The organism is Roseovarius sp. S88, from assembly GCF_037023735.1.
In the GTDB taxonomy this organism is placed as follows: domain Bacteria; phylum Pseudomonadota; class Alphaproteobacteria; order Rhodobacterales; family Rhodobacteraceae; genus Roseovarius; species Roseovarius phycicola.
Map to the genome: position 1 here is coordinate 1,393,251 of NZ_CP146069.1, position 20,039 is coordinate 1,413,289.

Consider the following 20,039-nt stretch of genomic DNA (forward strand, 5'->3'; position numbering starts at 1 on the left):
TTCTTTTTGCCAAAAGTATCCCGGGGAGCGCGAGGGGCTGGCCCCTCGTAAGATGGTGCAGCGCGAGGGGCTGGCCCCTCGTCCAAGTCCTTTGAGAAAAGACTTGGGCAAAAGCTTTCAAAAAGCTTTTGCGCTTAAAGCGCCCGCCATCCGATATCGCGCCGACAAAACCCCTCGGGCCAGTCGATCTGGTCTACCATCCTGTAGGCCCGATCTGCCGCCTCGCGCAAGGAACTGCCGCGTGCTGTGACGTTCAGAACCCGCCCGCCTGTGGCCACGATCTGCCCTTCTGTCTCATTGGTTCCCGCATGAAACACCATGTGAAAACTATCTTCGTTGCACGCTGTCAGCCCTCGTATCGCGCTGCCTTTCTCATAAGCGCCCGGATACCCCTTGGCCGCCATCACCACGGTGAGCGCGTGATCATCGGCCCAGTTTGCCTTTACCTGCGACAATCGCCCTTCCGCCGCCGCCTGCATCAGGTCAAGCGCCTGCGCGCCAAGCCGCATCATCAGGACCTGACATTCCGGGTCGCCAAACCGCACGTTGTATTCCACCAACCGTGGCTGGCCATCCTTGATCATCAGCCCGGCATAAAGCACCCCATGATAAGGCATGCCCCGTTCGGTCATGACGCGCAGGGTGGGGCGCACGATTTCATTCAGTGCTTTTTCTGCCACCGCGTCGGTCAAAACAGGGGCAGGAGAGTAGGCGCCCATGCCCCCGGTGTTTGGCCCTGTGTCGCCGTCGCCGACGCGCTTATGGTCCTGTGCTGTACCAATGGGAAGAGCATCATCGCCATCACAGAGCACGAAGAAAGACGCCTCTTCGCCCTGCATGAATTCTTCGATCACCACCTCGGCTCCGGCCCCGCCAAAGGCCCCGCCGAACATGTCGTCAATCGCTGCATGGGCCTCTTCAATTGTTTCGGCGATGATCACGCCCTTGCCCGCAGCCAGCCCGTCGGCCTTGACCACAATCGGCGCGCCCTGTGCGCTGACATAAGCCTTGGCCGCCGCGGCATTCGTGAAATGCCCATAAGCCGCCGTCGGCGCTTTGGCAGCATCACAAATCTCTTTGGTGAAACTCTTGGACGCCTCCAGCTGTGCCGCAGCTTTTGACGGGCCAAAGACCAATAAACCAGCCTCGCGCAGCCGATCCCCGACGCCTGCGGCCAGTGGCGCTTCTGGTCCCACGATGACAAACTCAATCGCCTCCGCTTCGCAAAAGTTCACGACAGCCGCGCCATCCTCGATGTCCAGTTTTGCGCATTCAGCGATCTGCGCGATCCCGGCATTTCCCGGCGCTACGATGAGTTTGTCGCATTTGGGGTTCTGCATCACGGCCCAGGCCAGAGCATGTTCACGACCGCCACCACCGAGAATGAGAATGTTCATGGCTTCCCCCGCTTCACCTTGGTTGCTGGGCGTTCTAAGGTGTGCCAAAGCCCAACACAAGGCATCCTCCATGTCCGACCTGATTGACGATCCATCCCCAGGAGAAAACGCACCGGAATTCTCGGTGTCTGACCTTTCTGGCGTGATCAAACGCGTGATTGAAGGCGAATTTTCCCACGTCCGCGTCAAAGGGGAAGTGGGACGTGTCAGCCGCCCGCGCTCAGGACATCTATACCTTGACCTGAAGGATGATCGCGCGGTTCTGGCCGGCGTGATCTGGAAGGGCGTGGCGGGCCGTCTGACTGTGCAGCCCGAAGAAGGCATGGAGGTCGTCGCCACGGGCCGTCTGACGACGTTCCCGGGCCAGTCGCGTTACCAAATTGTGATCGAAGACATCAAACCCGCAGGCGTCGGCGCCCTCATGGCCATGCTGGAAAAGCGCCGGACGATGTTGGCGGGCGAGGGCCTTTTCGCGCCTGAGCGCAAGAAACCACTGCCTTACCTGCCTGAGGTGATCGGTGTCGTCACATCGCCCTCGGGCGCAGTTATTCGCGACATTTTGCATCGGTTGAGGGATCGTTTTCCGCGCAAGGTGCTGATCTGGCCCGTGGCCGTGCAGGGCGAGAAATGCGCACCCGAAGTGACCCGGGCCATCGAAGGGTTCAACGCGATGACCCTCGGTGGGGCCTTGCCTCGGCCGGACCTCATCATCGTGGCGCGCGGCGGGGGAAGCATCGAGGATCTGTGGGGCTTCAACGAGGAAAGCGTGGTCCGTGCGGCGGCTGCCTCGGACATCCCTCTGATCTCTGCCGTGGGTCATGAAACCGACACCACGCTTATCGACTACGCCTCAGATCACCGCGCGCCGACCCCCACCGCTGCGGCCGAACTGGCCGTGCCGGTCCGTCTGGACCTTCTGGGCTGGCTGGACGCGCAAGGTGGGCGGTTGTTGCAGGCCCTGTCGGGGCAGGTCACGGCGCGGCGGCAACGCTTGACCGACCTTAGCCGCGCCTTGCCGCGCGCGGATGCGTTGGTGGAAGGTCCGCGCCAGCGGCTGGATGCGCTGTCAGAAAAGCTGCCCAACGCGCTGCGCGGTACGATTCAGATGCGCCGCGTGGCTCTTTCGGAAAAAGCGGGTGCTCTGCGCCCCGGGTTGCTGCGCGAACGGGTGCAAAACCGCCGGTCTTCGCTGACATCTTTGGCAGCACGGCTCAACACTAATGCTCTGCGTCGCGACATCACGCAGCGGCAGCGTGATTTTGACCGTCTGTCTTCACGCTTGTCAGATGCGGGCACACGGCAATTGCGCGATTGGCGCGAGGCACTGTCAGCACAGGACAGGCTGCGGGAAACGCTGGGCTACAAGGCCACTTTGAGGCGCGGATATGCGGTGGTGCGAGGCGATGGCGAGGTGGTCACCACCAAAGACGCTGCGGGGCAGGCCAAGGCATTGGAGATCGAATTCGCCGATGGGACACTGGCCTTGGATGGTGCGCCGGTCGCGCCCGCGCCAAAAAAATCCTCAAAACCGAAGACACCACCACCGGAACAAGGCAATTTGTTCTGAAGGATCTGGGTGCGGAATTTTCGAAAATTCCGATCTGGAAAATACGTATTTTCCAATCCGTTTTCTTGCAAGAAAACGCCTCGCTCAAACCCCGATCTCGGGGCCAAGGCACATCAGCGGCTCATCGCTTTGTGCCATCTCGTAAAGCTCGGTCTGGCCCGGCACATTCTCAAACAGCGCCCGCATCCCACCCGCGCCTTTCTCAAACCGCCAGCATTGCGGCTCATCGCGCTTGTGCTCGTAGACAAAGCAAATCTGTCCGGCCTCTTCGTACCATTCTCCCTCTTGGCACCGCCCATCGAGAAAGGACCAGCGTACCCGGCGGTTATCAAGGTATTCTTCGGCACCGTAAGGTGCGCCCTGGCTGCCGAAGGTAAAGGTTTTGCCACGCGTATAGGCGTCAAACTCACCCGCGCTCATTGCGCCTTGGCTTGCCGCCGGTATTGGCAGGCTGACGTACAGGAGTATCCACATCCACTTCATGATCCGAGTTTGGCAGAGGCGCGCCCGGGATGCCACCGGATTTCGCGGCTGCCAGCACTGCAGGCGAAATATCCGCCGCCGTCACATCAGGACGCGTGGTCCAAGGCCGTGCTCGCCATTGGCCACAACGGGGGTCCATGATTTTGCGCCATAGTCGCGGGAATAGTGCCAGCCCGGCCATCAGCGGCACTGGATAGGGCAGCATGGGCATGGTGCCCGGATCAAGTTGCAACTCAGGATACGTGCGCGCCGGGCTGACATGGTGGTCTGAGTGACGTGGCGCGTTGAGCATCAGGGAGGCCGAAAACCAGTGTGGCGCGTTCCAGGAATGCTGTGGCCCCACTGGTTCGGGCTCACCGTCGGGGAGAAGTTGCCGTTGCAGCCCGTAATGCTGCACATAATCCGACATCAGGATTTGAAGTTGTGCATAGAGGCTCAGAAAGAGCAGCATCACAAGGCCCGGCGCACCAGCAAACCACGCTGAAAGTACAGCAAGGCAAATGCTGCCAGAGACATAAAGCACATAAGGATGTGAGATGGTCACACGCCCACCGCGCAGGCGCGTTTCGGCGCTTAATCCCGCCAGAAAAGACTGCTGGCTTGCGCGCAAGGCATAGCGATAAAACCCCTCTCCGGGGCGAGGACTATTGGGATCATCGTTGCGCCCGACATGCACATGATGGACCCGCAAATGTGCACTGGCATGGTGGCCCACTAACAGCAAGGTGTAGATCAAACGCCCCAGATCATGCAGCCATCGTTTGTTGCGATGGATCAGCTCATGCGCTGCGGGATGCGAGATTTGGCCAAAAAACAAGCCCGCGCCGATGGCGATCAGGGCCTTTTGACCAAAAGACAGGGCAGGCGAGGGGGCAACGGCGACAATGCATAGCATCAGGATCACAATATGCAGAGTTGCAAGAGCGATCAACAGGGGATCGGTCGCAGGAAATTCTGAGCCGGGATCAATGTTGCCTGTGTCGGTTGGCAACAGTCGGTCCATCACAAAGATGAAGCCCGTGAGGTAAATCACTGCAATCCACGGCCAAATCCCACCCGATAGGGCGGCCACAATCAGACAGATTGCTGGAGCAAGAGTGACAATCGCGAACCGAAGCAAAGGGAAGTCCCCAACATGCTGAACCACAAAGCGCAGGCGTGCTGCGCCCGGCGAAGTTGAGCAAACAGGGCAGGCGGGAGTTTGCAATTTTTGCGGCCTTCTAGGGGCTTATTGTTTCCATTTCGTCAACGACGCCTGCAAACTTCTGTGATTGCCTTCTTTTCATCCGGGCGCAGGGGGGTTAACTGAATTGACGACAAACCCGGGTGGCGCATGGCATTTTTTCGCAAACTCAGAGACCGGCTTTTCAAATCCTCTTCCAAAATCGAAGAGGGGCTCGACGCCATTGTGGAAGAGGGTGGTGAAGCGGAAGAAATTGAGGTTGAGACACCGGTTGAGGCCGAAGTTGCAGCGCCCGAGCCGGAACCTGCAGTTAACCCTGAACCTGTTGCAGAAGCTGATCCTGAACCCGGGCCAGAAAGTGTCGAAACTTTAGATGGTCCGGAGCCGGGTGAAAAAGAAACAACGCTTGACGTCACCCCCGCCCCTGAACTTGCTTCAGAGCCAGAGCCAGAGCCAGAGCCAGAGCCAGAGCCAGAGCCAGAGCCAGAGCCAGAGCCAGAGCCAGAGCCAGAGCCAGAGCCAGAGCCAGAGCCAGAGCCAGAGCCAGAGCCAGAGCCAGAGCCAGAGCCAGAGCGCGCCAGCGTCCCGGCCCCCGAGCCGGGACCCCCGACGTGCAGGATCCCCCAGAGAACGCGGAGGTCCCGCAACAGGCTCAGGACGCCTCACCACGAGAGCCAGAGGTGCCCAAACCATCGCTTGGCACCGCAGCGGCATCCATGGCGGCATCCCTTGCGGCTGCAAAATCCGAACCCGAGCCCGAAGATCCCGCCAAAAAGCCGGGCCTGTTGGGTCGTCTGCTTGGGCGGACCGAGAAGAAAACCGTCGTGCGCCGGGTGCTCGATGACGACATGCTTGAACAGCTCGAAGAGCTGCTGATCACGGCGGATATGGGCGTGGACACGGCGCTGCGCGTGACGGCCAACATGGCCGAGGGCCGCATGGGCCGGAAGCTCTCAACCCAAGAAATCAAAGAGCTGCTCTCAACCGAGATTGCCCGCATCATGGAGCCGGTTGCGCGCCCCATGCCGCTTTACCCCAAACGCCCACAGGTGGTGTTAGTCGTAGGCGTCAACGGCTCTGGCAAGACCACGACGATTGGCAAACTCGCAAGCCAGTTCAAGGCGGCGGGAAAGACCGTGGTGATCGCCGCGGGCGACACGTTCCGTGCCGCCGCTGTTGAACAGTTGCAGATATGGGGCGACCGGGCAGGGGTACCAGTACTCACCGCACCCGAAGGCTCAGACCCGGCCAGCCTGGCCTTTGACGCTATGGATCAGGCGGAACGCGATGGTGCGGACCTGTTGATGATCGACACCGCCGGGCGGTTGCAAAATCGCACTGATCTGATGGAAGAGCTGGCCAAGATCGTGCGCGTCATTCGCAAGAAAGATGAAACTGCGCCGCACAACACGCTTTTGGTGCTGGATGCCACCACGGGTCAAAACGCGCTCAGTCAGGTTAAGACCTTTCAGGAGATGTCGGATGTCTCGGGCCTTGTCATGACCAAGCTTGATGGCACGGCGAAGGGCGGCGTTCTGGTGGCGCTCGCAGACAAGTTTGGCCTGCCTATTCATGCCATTGGTTTGGGCGAGCAGATTGATGATCTGGCCCCGTTTGACCCCGAAGACTTCGCAGATGCGTTGACAGGGCTGGAACGATGATCCGTGCGTTGATCCTGGCCACTCTTTTGGGAGCATCATCACTCGCGGCACAAGAGGCGCGGCCTCCTATGACATCTGATGCGTGTCTCACAGGGTGGCAGGGGTTCACCTTAATGACAAGTATGCCCGGACGGCTGCGTGCCATCCAACCCAGTGTCACGCCAACCGGATGGTGCCGCGTTGACAAAAGCAATGGCGATCTGCAGGACAATGATTTCGCTTCCGTCGAATGGCGAGCTTTGGGCGTGAAAGACGCCGTGGCTAGCCGCGGCTTTCCGCTTGATTTTGAAGCGGATTTCAAAGGCATAAGTCTTGTAAAAGGGTTCAAGATGGACCTCGGGCCTGGCAATGAAAACGCGATGGGTTCTCTTGAGGTCAAGGCGCAGCGTGCGCCGGACAGTTTCGATTTCGTTGTGGAAAAGCTGTTGTTCGATTTCGAAGATATCGGTGCTTTGGCAATAACCGCCAGCGGGGGCGGTATCGATCTGTCATCGTTAGAACGCATGCAATTGACCCTTGGCGGTATGCGGATCAAGTCACTGGGTCTTAGTCTGGATACCACCAGCGATTTGTCCCGGTCGCTTCGGCCTGTCATTGAGGAGGTCGCGTCGCTGCGCGACTGGGTGCAAATCCTGAAGCGAATGCCGCCGGAAATGTTTACAGATGGCAGTCAGGAAGCGCTGATGCGATTTATGCGCGCGATGCCTGCGGCACGCGGAACGCTCAAACTGCAGGTGCAGTCGGATAATGGCATTGGCATTCTACAGATTGTTGGGGCCACCATGACATTGGAAAAGAGCGGTGGGCGCGTTTGGGATATAGCCGCCGCCGTTGAACAGCTTGTGACTGGATCAACCATAGACGCCACATGGACGCCATAGCCACGCGCCCGGCCAGGTTATGAGTGATTGGCTCATCTCGATTGAAGGTACTGAGACGGGCCATCAGATGGCCCTCGCACTCGCCATTCTGGCCGCCTTTCTGCACTCCGTCTTCGGTGCGTTGCAGAAGGGCCGACATGATCCCTGGCTCACGCGTGGTGCAATTGACATCAGCTATGCCGCCATGGCCGCGCCTTTCGCCTTCTTCGTGGTCCCCTGGCCCGAGCCGCATATGTGGGTGATCTTTGCTGTCGCCTGGGCGATTCACACCGTTTACAAAGTGCTTCAGGCCATGGCTTACACACGAGGGGCTTATACAGTGGTTTACCCCGTGGTGCGCGGGACGGGGCCTCTTTTCACTGTGATTGGCGCTTACCTGCTCTTTGGTGAAACATTCTCATTTGTGCAGTGGCTTGGTGTGGGTGTGCTGCTCACAGGCATCTACGGCTTGGCGATCTACAACCTGCGCACACTCACGCTCAACCGCGACACGATGCCCGCCGCCCTCGGATTGGCGGTGATCACTGGCCTCTTCGTTGCACTTTACACAACATATGATGCCTATGGCATTCGCTCCACAGCCAATCCTTTCACCTTTCTGGCCTGGTTTTTCTTTTTCGACGGGCTGGTTTTCCCGGTTATCGCCTGGATCCGGCGCAGTCGTATGGCCACACCCCCTGATCTCGGCCCCTTGATGGCGCGCGGCGTCCTCGGAGGATTGACCGCGTTTATGTCCTTTGGCTCCATCATGCTGGCCACGCGGCTCGACAAGGTCGGCGAGGCCGCCGTATTGCGCGAAACCTCGACCGTGTTTGCCGCCTTCATCGGCTGGCTGGTGCTGAAAGAAACCGTCGGCCCGCGTCGGATTGCCCTCATGGCATTGATTGCAGCGGGGGCTGTGATAGTTGAGATGGGCGGATAAGGTGAAAGGTACGACATGAGCGACAAGACCGTCTCTCCGATGGTGAAGACCATTCTGGAGTTTGGCCCGATCCTGGGGTTTTTTGTGGCCTATCTCTGGCTCAAGGAAAGTACCTTTACCTTCGGTGGTACGGACTATGACGGGTTTGTCGTGGTCACAGCGGGGTTCATCCCGGTGTTCCTTGTCTGCATGGGAATCCTGTGGAAACTCACGGGGCATCTGTCCAAGATGCAGGCCGTCACCGCAGTGCTGTTGGTCGTCTTTGGGGGCTTAAGCGTCTGGTTCAATGATCCCCGCTTTTTCAAAATGAAACCGACAATCATATATCTAATTTTCGGAGGAGCCCTGGCTATTGGCCTGATGCGTAGGACCTCATATCTGCAATATGTGATGGAAGGGCTGATGCCGCTGACACAGGAAGGCTGGATGATCCTCACCCGGCGTCTGATGTATTTCTTCTTTGGCCTGGCTGCCCTTAACGAAATCGTCTGGCGCACCATGAGCGAGGAAAGCTGGGTCTATTTCAAAACCTTTGGCCTGACGGCGGCGATTTTTCTTTTTTTCATGGCGCAGGGCAAGGTCTTTTCCGAACACAGCAGTGACAGTTCTGAAGACGCGTAACCTTATGTAAATTTCACCGAATGCGCCCGTGATCGCCTCCGAATCGTCGCATTTGGGTGCCAAAACCACGTCCATGAAACGCCGCTGGTCTTCAAAAGTCTTGGACGCAGTGTCCTCGGTTCCTCCCATTCGGGTGGAATATCTGGTGCCGATCGTCGTCATGCTGATGCTTTGGATTGGATTGTCCAGTTTTGGATTGGCCAAGGAAAAAAGCTTTGTGATGGTGCTTGTGATGGGCCAGACCTACGCCATCTGGCGAAACCTCCCCACAGCTGCGGCACAACTTTCGCAACCTGGTCGAGATCGCACGCGGATGCTCTTGTGGCCAGTTGGTGCGATGCTCATGCTGGCCATAAGCCAGCTCATCATCAGCAGCCCAGTTTTCAGCCAACGCATCTTGTCGGCGGCCTGTGTCTTTGTGCTGGTGGTCATGATCCTGGGCATGCGTCGTGAAGACGAAGTGATGGAACGCGTGTCACCCAACTCGATGGTGCGCGGCAAGCTCATGGCCCGCGTCTCTCTTTTGCGGGTAAATGCGCTAGCGGCAGGGACAGTTCTCATTGTGAATGAACTATTGATCCAATCGGGCTCTCTGACTGTTTGGATGACCGGCATGGCGCTCTTTGCCATGGTTTTGCATGCGCTTTACTGGTTCATGGTGCTCATGGTGATGCCGGCTGAGGACACGCCCGCGTAAACCTGGTCCCAATCCTTCAAATTTTTGTCACACCCGAGCGTCAGAGTTGACGCGCTCTTCGGGCTTGGATAGATGAACACAGTGGCGATTTGTTACCGGATTGCGGGCCACGTTAAACATGCCGCTAAAGAGGCGAGAGGTGAAAGCTCCCTTTGGTTTGTCCGGTGGGGGCTTTTTTTGTCCCCGCAGATGCGTGAATTTTGGCCCGGAGGTCGAGGATGGACAAAAAATGGAATACGCGCACCAAACTGGTGCATGGCGGGACACGGCGCAGTCAGTATAACGAGGTGAGTGAGGCTATCTTTCTCACCCAAGGCTTTGTCTATGACAGCGCCGAGGCGGCAGAAGCGCGGTTTTTGCAAGCGGGCGAGGATGAGTTCATCTATGCGCGCTATGGCAATCCAACCGTGGCGATGTTCGAAAACCGCATTGCCGCTCTGGAAGGGGCCGAAGACGCCTTTGCCACGGCCAGCGGCATGGCGGCGGTTTCTGGCGCGTTGACGTCCATGCTCAAGGCTGGAGACCACGTTGTGTCGGCGCGTGCGCTCTTTGGCTCCTGCCTTTACGTGCTCGAAGAAATCCTGACGCGTTACGGCGTTGAGGTAACATTCGTCGATGGCACAGACCTCGACGCATGGAAATCAGCGATCCGAACTGAGACATCTGTTGTCTTTTTCGAAACCATTGCCAATCCAACATTAGAGGTGATCGACGTCGCAGCCGTCGCCGAGTTGGCCCATGCGGTTGGGGCCAAAGTTGTTGTCGACAACGTTTTCGCCACGCCGGTCTTCTCCAGGGCGATAGAGCAGGGCGCCGATGTCGTCGTTTATTCCGCCACCAAACATATCGACGGGCAGGGCCGGGCTTTGGGCGGCGTTATCCTTGGCACATCCGACTACATCCGCAAAACGGTCGAGCCATACATGAAACACACCGGCGGCTCGATGTCGCCCTTCACCGCCTGGGTGATGCTCAAAGGGTTGGAGACGATTGATTTGCGTGTGCGGGCGCAGGCAGAGGGCGCCGAGGCCATCTCAGACGCGCTGCAAGGGCACGATAAACTGTCCCGCGTTATCTATCCTGGCCATCCCACCCACGCGCAACACGATCTGGTTCAGCGTCAAATGGGCAAGGGCGGCACGGTGATCGCGTTGGACATCAAAGGCGGGCAGGCGGCGGCGTTCCGATTTCTCAACGCGCTTGAGATTGTGCTGATCTCCAACAACCTTGGTGACGCCAAATCCATCGCCACGCATCCCGCCACAACCACGCATCAGCGCCTGTCTGATGAGCAGAAAGAGGTCCTTGGCATCACGCCGGGTCTGATCCGGCTCAGCGTGGGTATCGAGGACAAGGATGACCTGATCTCAGATATTCTGGGCGCGCTTGAAGCTGTCTGACGCGGCTTAGGCTGACCTGCCGTAAAAGCCTATCTGCTCGCTCTGCGTGAACCGCACGCCTGGTCTGTCATAGTATGAGAAGACCGAGATGACGCGCGGTGTATCTCCTTCTACCGGTGAAACACGATGCGCGGTGTTACGGCCTTTGAAAACATTGAGTGAACCGGGTGTAAGGGAAAGAGTGTGCACTTGATCGTCCTGTTCGGTCAAAAGCCGCGCAACACCGTCATAGTTTGGGTCATCCTCGCTTCGCAGATCCGTGCGGTATTCAAACGCACCACCCGCTTCTGGCGCTTGCAGAAGCAAGGTCGTGGTAAACTCCGAGCGGTCAAAGTGCCAGTTGAGCGCCTGACCTGCATCGTAAGACATGACATTCACCCGTGCCAATGGATCGTCCATGACGTAAAGCGCCGGCTGACCCATGGTTGCTGCCAGAAAACGCGCAAAGGGCGGCCATTCGTAAAGACGAAGCAGGGCAGAGCCCCTGATCTGATCGGCGCAGAGCGTCTGGTTCGATGTGTGAAACTGCGTCAAGGCCGGGTGATCCGAAGCAAGGTCAGGTATGGATTTCAGAAAGTAAATGTTGTGCACACGTTCATGGCGAAAGCTCTGCCTGGCAAAAGTATCTGCCATTCTTGCCGTCTCACCTGCTGCTATATGCATATGCATGAAGTCCGTAAGTGTGAACATGCCATCCTGCTCAAGCGCCTGTTGGCAGCGCCCCACAAGATCACGCCAAGCCGTGCTGTCGAATTTGTCCAACGGATATCGCTCAAGATTTAGAATGTCGTGCATCAAACGCTCCTCTTTGCATCAGGAACAAACCTTTTGACGTCTATGTCTTGTCCATCCGCGACAGGCCGTGTCAGCAGAAACAAATGATCCGTTTGCCTTATTCTGACGTAAACGTGAATACAGTCGCAATTTCCGGCGTTTGGCCCTATATGGTGGTCTGTCGGTACAGAACGAGGACCCCGGCGATGAATATTCAAACCACCGATTTGGGTAAAGAAATGAACCGTGCCGAGGCTGAAGACGCCCTTGCGCGCCTGCGGGCGTGGGCCGAACAAGCGACGCCCGAAGAAGTGGCGGATTTGGATCCCGCAGTTGCGCGTCTGCTGCCACAGACGGAGGTGTCGAACTATCCACTTCTGCGCCGCGATTATCCCGAAGATTTCACGCCTGATGCAGAGTACAAGGCCACCATGCCCGATTTGCAGAACGGGCCGTCCTCGCTCATCCGCGGGGCAAAGAGGCAAATTCAGCATGTGGGCATTTCCAATTTCCGTCTGCCCATTCGCTTTCACACACGCGACAACGGTGACCTCACACTTGAGACATCTGTGACCGGCTCTGTCAGCCTTGAGGCTGGCAAGAAGGGCATCAACATGTCCCGCATCATGCGCAGCTTTTATAAGCATGCCGAAAAAACCTTTAGTTTCGAGGTGATTGAGGCGGCGCTAGATGATTACATGAGCGACCTCGACAGTTTTGATGCGCGTATTCAGATGCGGTTTTCCTACCCGATGAAAATCAAATCTCTGCGCTCAGGTCTTGAGGGCTATCAATACTACGATATCGCGCTGGAACTGGTGGAAACCGACGGTGTGCGGCGCAAATTCATGCATCTCGACTATGTCTACTCGTCTACATGCCCGTGCTCGCTTGAACTCAGCGAACACGCGCGGCAAGTGCGCGGGCAGCTTGCAACACCGCATTCACAGCGCTCGGTTGCGCGGATTTCGGTGGAGGTGGCCTGTGACAACTGCGTGTGGTTTGAAGACCTGATCGACAACGCGCGCAGCGCTGTCGAGACCGAAACGCAAGTTATGGTCAAACGCGAGGATGAACAGGCGTTTGCCGAACTGAACGCGGCCAACCCGATCTTTGTGGAGGACGCGGCGCGGCTCTTCTGCGAGCAGCTTCTCAATGACGCGCGGATCGGGGATTTCCGCGTCATCGCCAGCCATCAAGAAAGCCTGCACAGCCATGACGCTGTCAGCATCCTGACCCATGGCGACACGTTCTCGGCTGAAAGCCTGGACCCCAAGCTGTTCTCAACGCTGATCCATGTCGGATAAGGTCTGAAAGAGGCTTCTCACTTAGCCGAAAATTTAACCAAAATTACTGCGATGCGGCATAAAATTGCTGCATCGCAACACCTTTCTATAAAAGGGGCTACCCCTCTTTTGCTGCAAGTGCGAAAGGTGTATGTCCAAGTCGCAGGACAGCGCGACTCCTGTGCGACATACTCGGAAAGGACCCTCGCTGTGGAACAACTTTCAGCACCTATCAAATACTCAATCGCAAGCCTACGCATGGCGGGCTATGTGATGGAAAATAATATCAAAATCGCCCAGTTGGCTGGTAAAGCTGCATTGGATGCACAGCTCTTCTTTGTCGGTCTTCGTATCGGTGATGTGACCCCGACTCAGTCGGCCAAACCAAAAGCAGCGCCCAAAGCCAAAACAAAGGCGAAGGCCAAGCCTGTTGTTAAGTCCAAGCCAGCAGCTAAGGCAAAACCTGCGGCGAAGGCGAAACTAGTGGCCATGCCAAAACCAGCGGCCAAGCCAAAGCCGGCAGCCAAAGCTGCGCCCAAGCCTGTTGCCAAGAAAGCAGCGACGAAACCTGCTGCTAAAGGCAAAACAGCCAAAGCTGTGAAACCGGCTCTCGCCAAAGTGGCCACCAAGCCAACAGCACCAAAACCTGTCGCCAAACCAGCCGTGAAAGCGAAAGCCGCGACACCATTGGCAACACCAGTGACTGCCGCTGCAAAGCCTGCACCTGAGAAAGCCGTGGCCAAGACTGTTTCTGCCAAGCCTGTTGTCGCCAACACAGCCGCGCCAAAGGCGGCTCCGAAGCCTCAGGTCAAACCAAAAACCGCTGTCAAACCGGTTGCGAAGGCTCAAAAGTCCAAAACGACAGCAGTTTCTAAGTCGGCGTCGCCGGTTCCGACATTTAAATCGAAATCTGCAGCCGTGAAACCATCGGCCAAACCTGCTGGCCAACCGCAAAAGACGGTCAGCGCGGTGCCTGCGACCGAGCTTAAGCGGCCTCGCAAACCGTCCATGCCGCCGGAGATGCCAGCGCCGCTGAGCCCTGCGGCCAAGGACAGCTAAAGCGTTTCGCCTTTCGCCGACGTATCAAGGGGCAAGGCGAAGGGCTTAGACTCTTTAAGTACTTAGTAATTTTAGTAAAATTTCCCGGGTTGCGTCCTGCGCAACCCGGGGTTTTCCCCTTGGCAATTCTCATTTGTCGTACACCATCGTATATTGAAGGCAGGGAGGGAACCTGAACTCCAATCACGAGGTTTCCAGATGAACACTGCAATTTCACTTATCGCCGAATGGGTTGGCCGCTTGATGGCGCCAATACAAAGCGCTATCGAAACTCAGGCTTTTTCAGCATCGCGTCGCGGCTTGATCGAGAGCCTCGAAGCCAAATCAGATAAAGAACTATCCGACTTGGGTGTAAAACGAGAAGAGATCGCGCAGCACGTCTTCCGCGATTTGTTTTACGCATAAGATCTAAATTCACTCAGGCAGGCGGCCCTTTTGGCTGCCGCGTAGGTTGCCACGACCATCTTTGTTATCCATCGGTTGCTCAGGTGCGATCTTGCGTATCTCGTGACGAAGATAGAGTTGCAGAGACCGCCAACTTCACTACGTTTGTGTGCCTATCTGCGTGCGCAAAATGAACCCGATGAAACCTGACCCTTCTCCTGAATTGCACATGGTGTATGGAAAAGTCGCAGCTGGTAAATCCACGCTGGCCGCCAAGCTCGGAGAATTGCCCAATTCTGTCTTGATCACCGAAGACCAGTGGCTGAACCTATTGTTTTCGGATCAGATGCAATCACTGGAAGACTATGTGAGCTGCGCAAAAAAGCTGCGCAAGATACTGGCCTCGCATCTGGTCTCATTGTTGAACGCAGGTGTAACGGTTGTTCTGGATTTTCCCGCCAACACTGAAGAATCCCGTAGATGGATGCGCGACATCCTCGCACAGACTCGAGCGGCGCATACGCTTCACATTCTGGACGTGCCTGACAACGTTTGCCTTGAAAGGCTTCATCGCCGCAATGCAAGTGGCGCGCATCCCTTTTCCGTCACCGAAGCACAGTTCGAACGTATATGCGCTCACATGGACATGCCGTCAGAAGATGAAGGATTCAATATTGTCTGGCATCGCGCCGATGACAAAGACTAGCCCACCATGAAACCGGTCGCTATCTCCAGCGGCACAATCGAGACGGCTTGACACCGGGACGGCCCCCGGCCAACTCTGCGCGCATGTTGGACTTTCGCCCTGTCGGATATGTAATTGGCCTGACGGTCATGGCGCTGGGTCTGGCGATGATCCTACCGATGCTGGTCGATATCGCCGAAGGGCGCGAGCATTGGATGGTCTTTGCCGAAAGCGCGATCCTGACGGTTCTGGTGGGTGGACTGGTGGCACTGGCGTGTCGCAATGGCGTGCGCGAAGGGCTGACCATTCAGCAAACATTCCTTTTGACCACTGGGGTTTGGGTCGCCCTGCCAATCTTCGGCGCTTTGCCGTTTATCCTGGGCGAAACAGATGCGCGGATCGTCGACGCCGTGTTTGAGGCCATGTCTGGGCTCACGACCACTGGCTCCACCGTGCTGTCGGGTCTGGAAGATCTGCCCAAAGGCATATTGCTGTGGCGCGGCTTGATGCAATGGCTGGGCGGCATCGGCATCATCGTTGTGGCGATGGTGTTCCTGCCGGAATTACGCGTTGGCGGCATGCAGATATTCCGCAGCTCCGGCTTTGACACAATGGGAAAAATCCTGCCGCGTGCAACCGAGATTTCTTCCCGTATTTCAGTTATTTACCTAACCCTGACGTTGCTGTGTGTTACGGGTTACATCATGGCTGGCATGAACCCGTTTGATGCCACCGTACACGCGATGACAACCGTTGCCACAGGTGGGTTTGCAAACTACGACGCCTCTTTCGCAGCTTTAGGCGCCTCGGCGGAATATGTCGCAGTGGTTTTCATGATGCTGGCCGCTTTGCCATTTGTGCGCTTTGTTCAGATCACCGCAGGCACAGCGCGGCCGCTTCTCACTGACCCGCAGATCAGGGGGTTTTTCCTCACAGCGGCCGTGTTTGTTCTGATCTTGTGCGCCTGGCGCATGCTAGAGGCGGACACCGTCACGGAGCCCACGTTCCGCAAGGTTCTGTTCAACACGGTGTCGATCCTGACAGGTACCGGCTATGCCAGCGCCGATTACATGCTTTGGGGCTCATTCCCTGTCACGATTCTCTTCTTCATCGGGTTGATCGGCGGTTGCGCCGGTTCGACCTCTTGCTCCATCAAAGTCTTCCGGTATCAGCTTCTCTTTGCGTCTGTGCGTGCCCAACTGCGCCGCATCTACACCCCGCACGGAATCTTCACGCCGCGCTACAACGGTCGTGCGATTGAAGACGATGTGCTCAGTTCTGTCATGAGTTTTTTTGTTTTCTTTGTCGCCACGCTGGGCGTCGTTTCGGTGTTGCTTGGTTTTACGGGCCTGGATTTCACCACGTCGATTTCCGGTGCCAGTGCCGCGCTGGCCAATATCGGCCCGGGTCTGGGTGACACGATTGGCCCTACGGGCAACTTCGCCACCCTAAATGACACCGCCAAGTGGATCCTGACCGCCGCCATGCTGATCGGGCGGCTCGAACTCTTGGCCGTTTATGCCATTTTCACCCTGTCTTTCTGGAGAGCCTGATGACGCAACGACCTTTAGGGGCCCAAATCTCCCACATGCTCAAGGCGCGCGGTGTCGACGTCATCTTTGGAATTCCCGGCGTGCACAATGTCGAGATGTATCGCGGCATCGAAGAGGCGGGGATCACCCATATCCTCGCGCGCCACGAACAGGGCGCCGGGTTCATGGCCGATGGTTATGCCCGCGCCTCTGGCAAACCCGGTGTGGCTTACGTGATAACTGGGCCAGGTCTGACCAACATCATGACGCCGATGGGCCAGGCCTATTCCGACAGCGTGCCGCTTCTGGTGATTTCCTCTTGTCTTGATGAAACGGCGGCCAAACGCGGGCAGTTGCACCAGATGATTGATCAGGAAGGGGCCGCGGCCTGCGTGTGTGACTGGAGCCATGAGGTCAAGTCGGCCGAGGCGGCTTATGCGCTGATCGATCGGGCGTTCAATGAGTTTGCGACGGCTCGGCCTAGACCAAAGCACATTCAGGTGCCCATTGCGATTGGCGGCAGCACGGTTGAGGCCGCTCCAGATCGGCCAGCGACCCCATTGGCCCGCCCAATGGCGCAGCCTGACGATATTCTTGCCACCGCCAAGGCCCTCACATCCGCCAAACGTCCTCTGATCCTTTTCGGCGGGGGCGCAAAGGCTGGAGCAGGGGTGGCCACCGAATTGGCCCGGCGCAGCGGGTCAGCCACGATGATGAGCTATGCAGGGCGCGGTATCGTCGATCCGAGTTACGAGCTTGATCTGGGCGCGTTTCTGGCCCGCCCGGACAGTGCAAAGGCCTTTGCACAAGCTGATCTGGTCCTTGTGGTCGGCTCGGAATTGGCTGAGGTGGATTTGTGGCGCACCGAACTAGGCCATAAGGGGCAGATGATCCGCGTGGACTTGGATCCAACCGAGCTGGATCATCCCGCCGCAGAGCGCTCAATTGTTGCAGATGCCGCCGCGTTCGTGGAAAACCTCCTGGATACCCTGCCAGAGACCAGCAAAACCGACTGGACCCCCGACGAAATCGCCGCTCACAAATCCCGCTGGCGCGCGGAAACGGACGCGGAACGCCCTGGTATCGTCGCCGTCGCAGACGCCCTGCGCGCCGCCATCCCCGAAGACACGATGATCTATTCCGACATGACTCAATTTGCCTATGTCGCCAAGGAAGTCTGGCCGATGTCCCGCCCGGGCCACTGGCACCATCCCTTTGGCTACGGCACGCTGGGCTACGGCATGCCCGCCGCGATTGGCGGTGCCATCGCGCGTCAGGGCAAACCCACTCTGGCCATCTGCGGTGACAGCGGGTTTCAATACACGCTGCAGGAACTGGGCACAGCCGTGGAACATGGCCTGCCGCTGCCCATCATCCTATGGGACAACGGCAAGCTGAAAGAGATCGAGGATTGCATGGTCCGCTCTCAGATTGCCCCCAATGCCGTCATCGCCCGAAACCCGGATTTTGTCGCTTTGGCCAAAGCCTATGGCGCGCATGCAGAATGCCCCAAAACGCTGGGCGAGATGGCACAGACCGTGCGTAAAGCCTTTGAAGCAGACGGCCCCACGCTCATTCACGTCAAGGCTGGCATCGCAGGCTGACCCGTCTTCTTTCTTGTTTGAAATACCCCAGGGGTCTGGGGGCAGGGCCCCCAGCCGGTCGGATTTTGCGCAGCAAAAATCGAAAATCAGTCCCAGCAACTCACCAAGACAGTCATACCCGACGCCCGGTTGGTGAGCGCCTCAAGCCCCACATCCGCCCGATCACGGGACTCCAAAGTGCTCACACCAAGTTGGTCCAGCAGGCCGCGGATCACATCGGCTTTGGCGGCAAAGCTGACCCCGTCGGGCAGTTGGCGACCCCCCTGACCCTCGGGCAAGAGCATGCCCAGCACGGCGCCGCCTGCATCGACAACCGGCCCGCCAGCATCCCCATCCAGAGCCGTTAGGGCCAGACGCTTAAGATCCTGCTCACCATTGAGCCCCTGCACATCGGCCAGTTGGCCAAAGGTTACGGTGGGAGCCCCCAACACCCCGCCATAGGAATATCCTGCCACGGCCACATCGGATTTCAGACGCGGTTCATCCTGGCTGAAGGCCGCGATGCCGATGGGGGCCAGCGTCTCCAATGGGCGCAGCACGGCGATACCGCGCTCTGCATCTTGCACGGCGATCTCAGCCTCAAACCGCTCATCAATGGTAATCCGGCGGCACTCGGCCACGACTTCAGAGGTGGTCACAACAGTGCCAACGCGATCCACGTAAAACCCGGAGCGCGACAGGCGCGGTTTGCGGATTTCCAGCCCAGAGATCAAATCGATGCTCTGCGTGCCGCTGCCACTTGCAGGGTCCAGTACGGCGTCCAACGCGACAAAGCTCTTTTGCATTTCCGCCAAAAGCCGTGTGCGCCGCTCTTCGTCGCCCGCAGGCCAGATCAGGGAAAAGCCTTTCAGACGCCCCTGATCCAGCGTGACCTCCGTGTGCGAAACGATCTTGGAGCCTTCGCCAATCAGCTTGAAACTGTTGCTGTTGAGAACGCGCTCGCCGGTTTCGGGCACAATGGCCAGCGTCTGCATGATGTCGTAAAGCCCGGTCAGCGTGGCGCGGTTGCCTTCCTGGCTGATCAAAAGAACCTGAGCCGCGCCATCACCTGTATAATGCGCAAAAGGCGGCTCGTATTTCTCAAAGGCCACCATGGCCGTGGGCATCTGGATCTCGATTCCGGCCTTGGCATCGCGCACAAGCGCGAGGTCAAGATCTTCAAGAACCGAATTATATTGCTGCAGCAAAACAGCACGCTGCCGAGTGGTCAGAACGCCGGTGACCTCGAAATTATTGGCCTCTTGCCAGAGCGCCATGGAATTGCGCGTACCCCGGCCGAAGGCGGCGTCAATCGCACCGCTGTAGAACCCGGCCCATTCCAGCGCGATCTGCAACTCGGCCCGTTCTTCGCGGCTCAGCTGAGCCTCGCTGTTGCGGGCCTGCCGCACGGTTTCGTCAGAGGGTTCGGGCAGTTGCGGCTCCGGGACTGCAGCTTCTTCTGTCGTGTCTGGTGTGGAGTCTGTCTGCACGTTCTCCGTTCCGCGGTTTTGTGGCACCAAGAGCGCCGGGTTGCCCAAAAGATTGGTTCCAACCGGCCAGAATTGCTGCCGATAGTCCGTCACACGCGCGATGTAGCTGTCACGTGGGATGAGGCGTGCGGCTCGCAAATTGCGCAAAATCGCTTGTGCGTCGCCAGGGGAATATGGCCCAAGCGCAACAGCGTACCATCCACCGCGCAGCGTAAACCCGTTCACATCCTGCACCCGCGATGCATAGCGCCGCACCGCGGCCTCGCCGGCGTTCAGGCTGGGATGGGCTTCGACCTGCACAAACACCTGTTGTTGCGCAGAAGCGGGTGCGACGCTGACAAATACCAAAACCACAAGCGATAACAGAAACCGCGTCATAACATCCCCTTGCCCAGATACATCGTGCGACTTGAGGCATCTTTTACCAAATCTGA

The 20,039-nt window shown here is 57.9% G+C and carries 18 protein-coding genes, 1 pseudogene and 1 riboswitch; of the genes and pseudogenes, 13 read left to right on the forward strand and 6 right to left on the reverse strand.

All coding sequences use genetic code 11. From position 1 onward, the window contains the following. Positions 1 to 134: 134 nt before the first annotated feature. Positions 135 to 1,397 (reverse strand): phosphoribosylamine--glycine ligase, encoded by a 1,263-nt coding sequence (gene purD / locus RZ517_RS07090; protein ID WP_338550759.1) that lies wholly within the window; start codon positions 1,395 to 1,397, stop codon positions 135 to 137. A gap of 70 nt (positions 1,398 to 1,467) precedes the next feature. Between purD and xseA the strand changes: the two genes are divergently transcribed. Next, positions 1,468 to 2,964 carry an exodeoxyribonuclease VII large subunit gene (gene xseA / locus RZ517_RS07095; RefSeq protein ID WP_338550760.1) on the forward strand — a complete coding sequence of 499 codons (1,497 nt, stop codon included), beginning with the start codon at positions 1,468 to 1,470 and terminating at the stop codon, positions 2,962 to 2,964. Positions 2,965 to 3,048: 84 nt separating this feature from the next. On the opposite strand, the gene RZ517_RS07100 is transcribed toward xseA, so the two are convergent. The 3 genes from RZ517_RS07100 to RZ517_RS07110 all read right to left on the reverse strand — a co-directional run bounded on the left by RZ517_RS07100 (position 3,049) and on the right by RZ517_RS07110 (position 5,323). Further along, entirely contained in the window at positions 3,049 to 3,447 is a 399-nt protein-coding gene (locus RZ517_RS07100; protein WP_422395566.1) for a hypothetical protein, read from the reverse strand. Then, positions 3,371 to 4,567, reverse strand: a complete 1,197-nt coding sequence (locus RZ517_RS07105; protein WP_338550762.1) for an alkane 1-monooxygenase — start codon at positions 4,565 to 4,567, stop codon at positions 3,371 to 3,373. The genes RZ517_RS07100 and RZ517_RS07105 overlap by 77 nt, the downstream gene beginning before the upstream one ends. Positions 4,568 to 5,065: 498 nt before the next feature. Further along, entirely contained in the window at positions 5,066 to 5,323 is a 258-nt protein-coding gene (locus RZ517_RS07110; protein ID WP_338550763.1) for a hypothetical protein, read from the reverse strand. 77 nt (positions 5,324 to 5,400) lie between these two features. Here RZ517_RS07110 and ftsY point away from each other — a divergent pair. From ftsY to metZ, 6 genes and pseudogenes are all read left to right on the forward strand, one after another. Beyond that, positions 5,401 to 6,291: pseudogene (gene ftsY, locus RZ517_RS07115) on the forward strand (signal recognition particle-docking protein FtsY); the annotation flags it as partial. Beyond that, entirely contained in the window at positions 6,288 to 7,172 is an 885-nt protein-coding gene (locus RZ517_RS07120) for a hypothetical protein (RefSeq protein ID WP_338550764.1), read from the forward strand. The pseudogene ftsY and the gene RZ517_RS07120, both read left to right, overlap by 4 nt. Positions 7,173 to 7,191: 19 nt before the next feature. Next, positions 7,192 to 8,094, forward strand: coding sequence for a DMT family transporter (locus RZ517_RS07125; RefSeq protein ID WP_338550765.1), 903 nt, complete (start codon positions 7,192 to 7,194; stop codon positions 8,092 to 8,094). 15 nt (positions 8,095 to 8,109) lie between these two features. Continuing rightward, a complete protein-coding gene (locus tag RZ517_RS07130; protein ID WP_338550766.1) occupies positions 8,110 to 8,715 on the forward strand; it encodes an inner membrane-spanning protein YciB in 606 nt (201 codons plus the stop codon). Positions 8,716 to 8,788: 73 nt separating this feature from the next. Then, positions 8,789 to 9,412, forward strand: coding sequence for a hypothetical protein (locus RZ517_RS07135; protein WP_338550767.1), 624 nt, complete (start codon positions 8,789 to 8,791; stop codon positions 9,410 to 9,412). A 71-nt stretch (positions 9,413 to 9,483) separates the two neighbouring features. Beyond that, positions 9,484 to 9,561, forward strand: a riboswitch (SAM riboswitch). Positions 9,562 to 9,630: 69 nt separating this feature from the next. Beyond that, on the forward strand, positions 9,631 to 10,812 hold the full coding sequence (gene metZ, locus RZ517_RS07140; protein WP_338550768.1) for an O-succinylhomoserine sulfhydrylase: 1,182 nt from the start codon (positions 9,631 to 9,633) through the stop codon (positions 10,810 to 10,812). Positions 10,813 to 10,818: 6 nt separating this feature from the next. Here the strand turns inward: metZ and RZ517_RS07145 are convergent, their stop codons facing one another. Beyond that, positions 10,819 to 11,607 (reverse strand): HalD/BesD family halogenase, encoded by a 789-nt coding sequence (locus RZ517_RS07145; protein ID WP_338550769.1) that lies wholly within the window; start codon positions 11,605 to 11,607, stop codon positions 10,819 to 10,821. 185 nt (positions 11,608 to 11,792) lie between these two features. Between RZ517_RS07145 and folE2 the strand changes: the two genes are divergently transcribed. The 6 genes from folE2 (at position 11,793) to RZ517_RS07175 (ending at position 18,136) form a co-directional block, all read left to right on the forward strand. Then, positions 11,793 to 12,893 carry a GTP cyclohydrolase FolE2 gene (gene folE2, locus RZ517_RS07150; RefSeq protein ID WP_338550770.1) on the forward strand — a complete coding sequence of 367 codons (1,101 nt, stop codon included), beginning with the start codon at positions 11,793 to 11,795 and terminating at the stop codon, positions 12,891 to 12,893. A gap of 189 nt (positions 12,894 to 13,082) precedes the next feature. Continuing rightward, positions 13,083 to 13,931 (forward strand): hypothetical protein, encoded by an 849-nt coding sequence (locus RZ517_RS07155; RefSeq protein WP_338550771.1) that lies wholly within the window; start codon positions 13,083 to 13,085, stop codon positions 13,929 to 13,931. 198 nt (positions 13,932 to 14,129) lie between these two features. Beyond that, positions 14,130 to 14,336: a hypothetical protein gene (locus RZ517_RS07160; RefSeq protein ID WP_338550772.1), complete on the forward strand. Its 207-nt coding sequence runs from the start codon at positions 14,130 to 14,132 to the stop codon at positions 14,334 to 14,336. Between the two features lie 178 nt (positions 14,337 to 14,514). Next, positions 14,515 to 15,021, forward strand: coding sequence for an AAA family ATPase (locus RZ517_RS07165; protein WP_338550773.1), 507 nt, complete (start codon positions 14,515 to 14,517; stop codon positions 15,019 to 15,021). 83 nt (positions 15,022 to 15,104) lie between these two features. After that, the gene (locus tag RZ517_RS07170) at positions 15,105 to 16,553 is read left to right on the forward strand and encodes a TrkH family potassium uptake protein (protein WP_338550774.1); all 1,449 of its coding nucleotides are present in this window, start codon (positions 15,105 to 15,107) and stop codon (positions 16,551 to 16,553) included. Beyond that, positions 16,553 to 18,136, forward strand: coding sequence for a 5-guanidino-2-oxopentanoate decarboxylase (locus RZ517_RS07175; protein WP_338550775.1), 1,584 nt, complete (start codon positions 16,553 to 16,555; stop codon positions 18,134 to 18,136). Before RZ517_RS07170 ends, RZ517_RS07175 begins: the two co-directional genes overlap by 1 nt. 86 nt (positions 18,137 to 18,222) lie before the next feature. Here the strand turns inward: RZ517_RS07175 and RZ517_RS07180 are convergent, their stop codons facing one another. Then, positions 18,223 to 19,983 carry a serine protease gene (locus RZ517_RS07180; RefSeq protein WP_338550776.1) on the reverse strand — a complete coding sequence of 587 codons (1,761 nt, stop codon included), beginning with the start codon at positions 19,981 to 19,983 and terminating at the stop codon, positions 18,223 to 18,225. Positions 19,984 to 20,039: the final 56 nt, after the last annotated feature.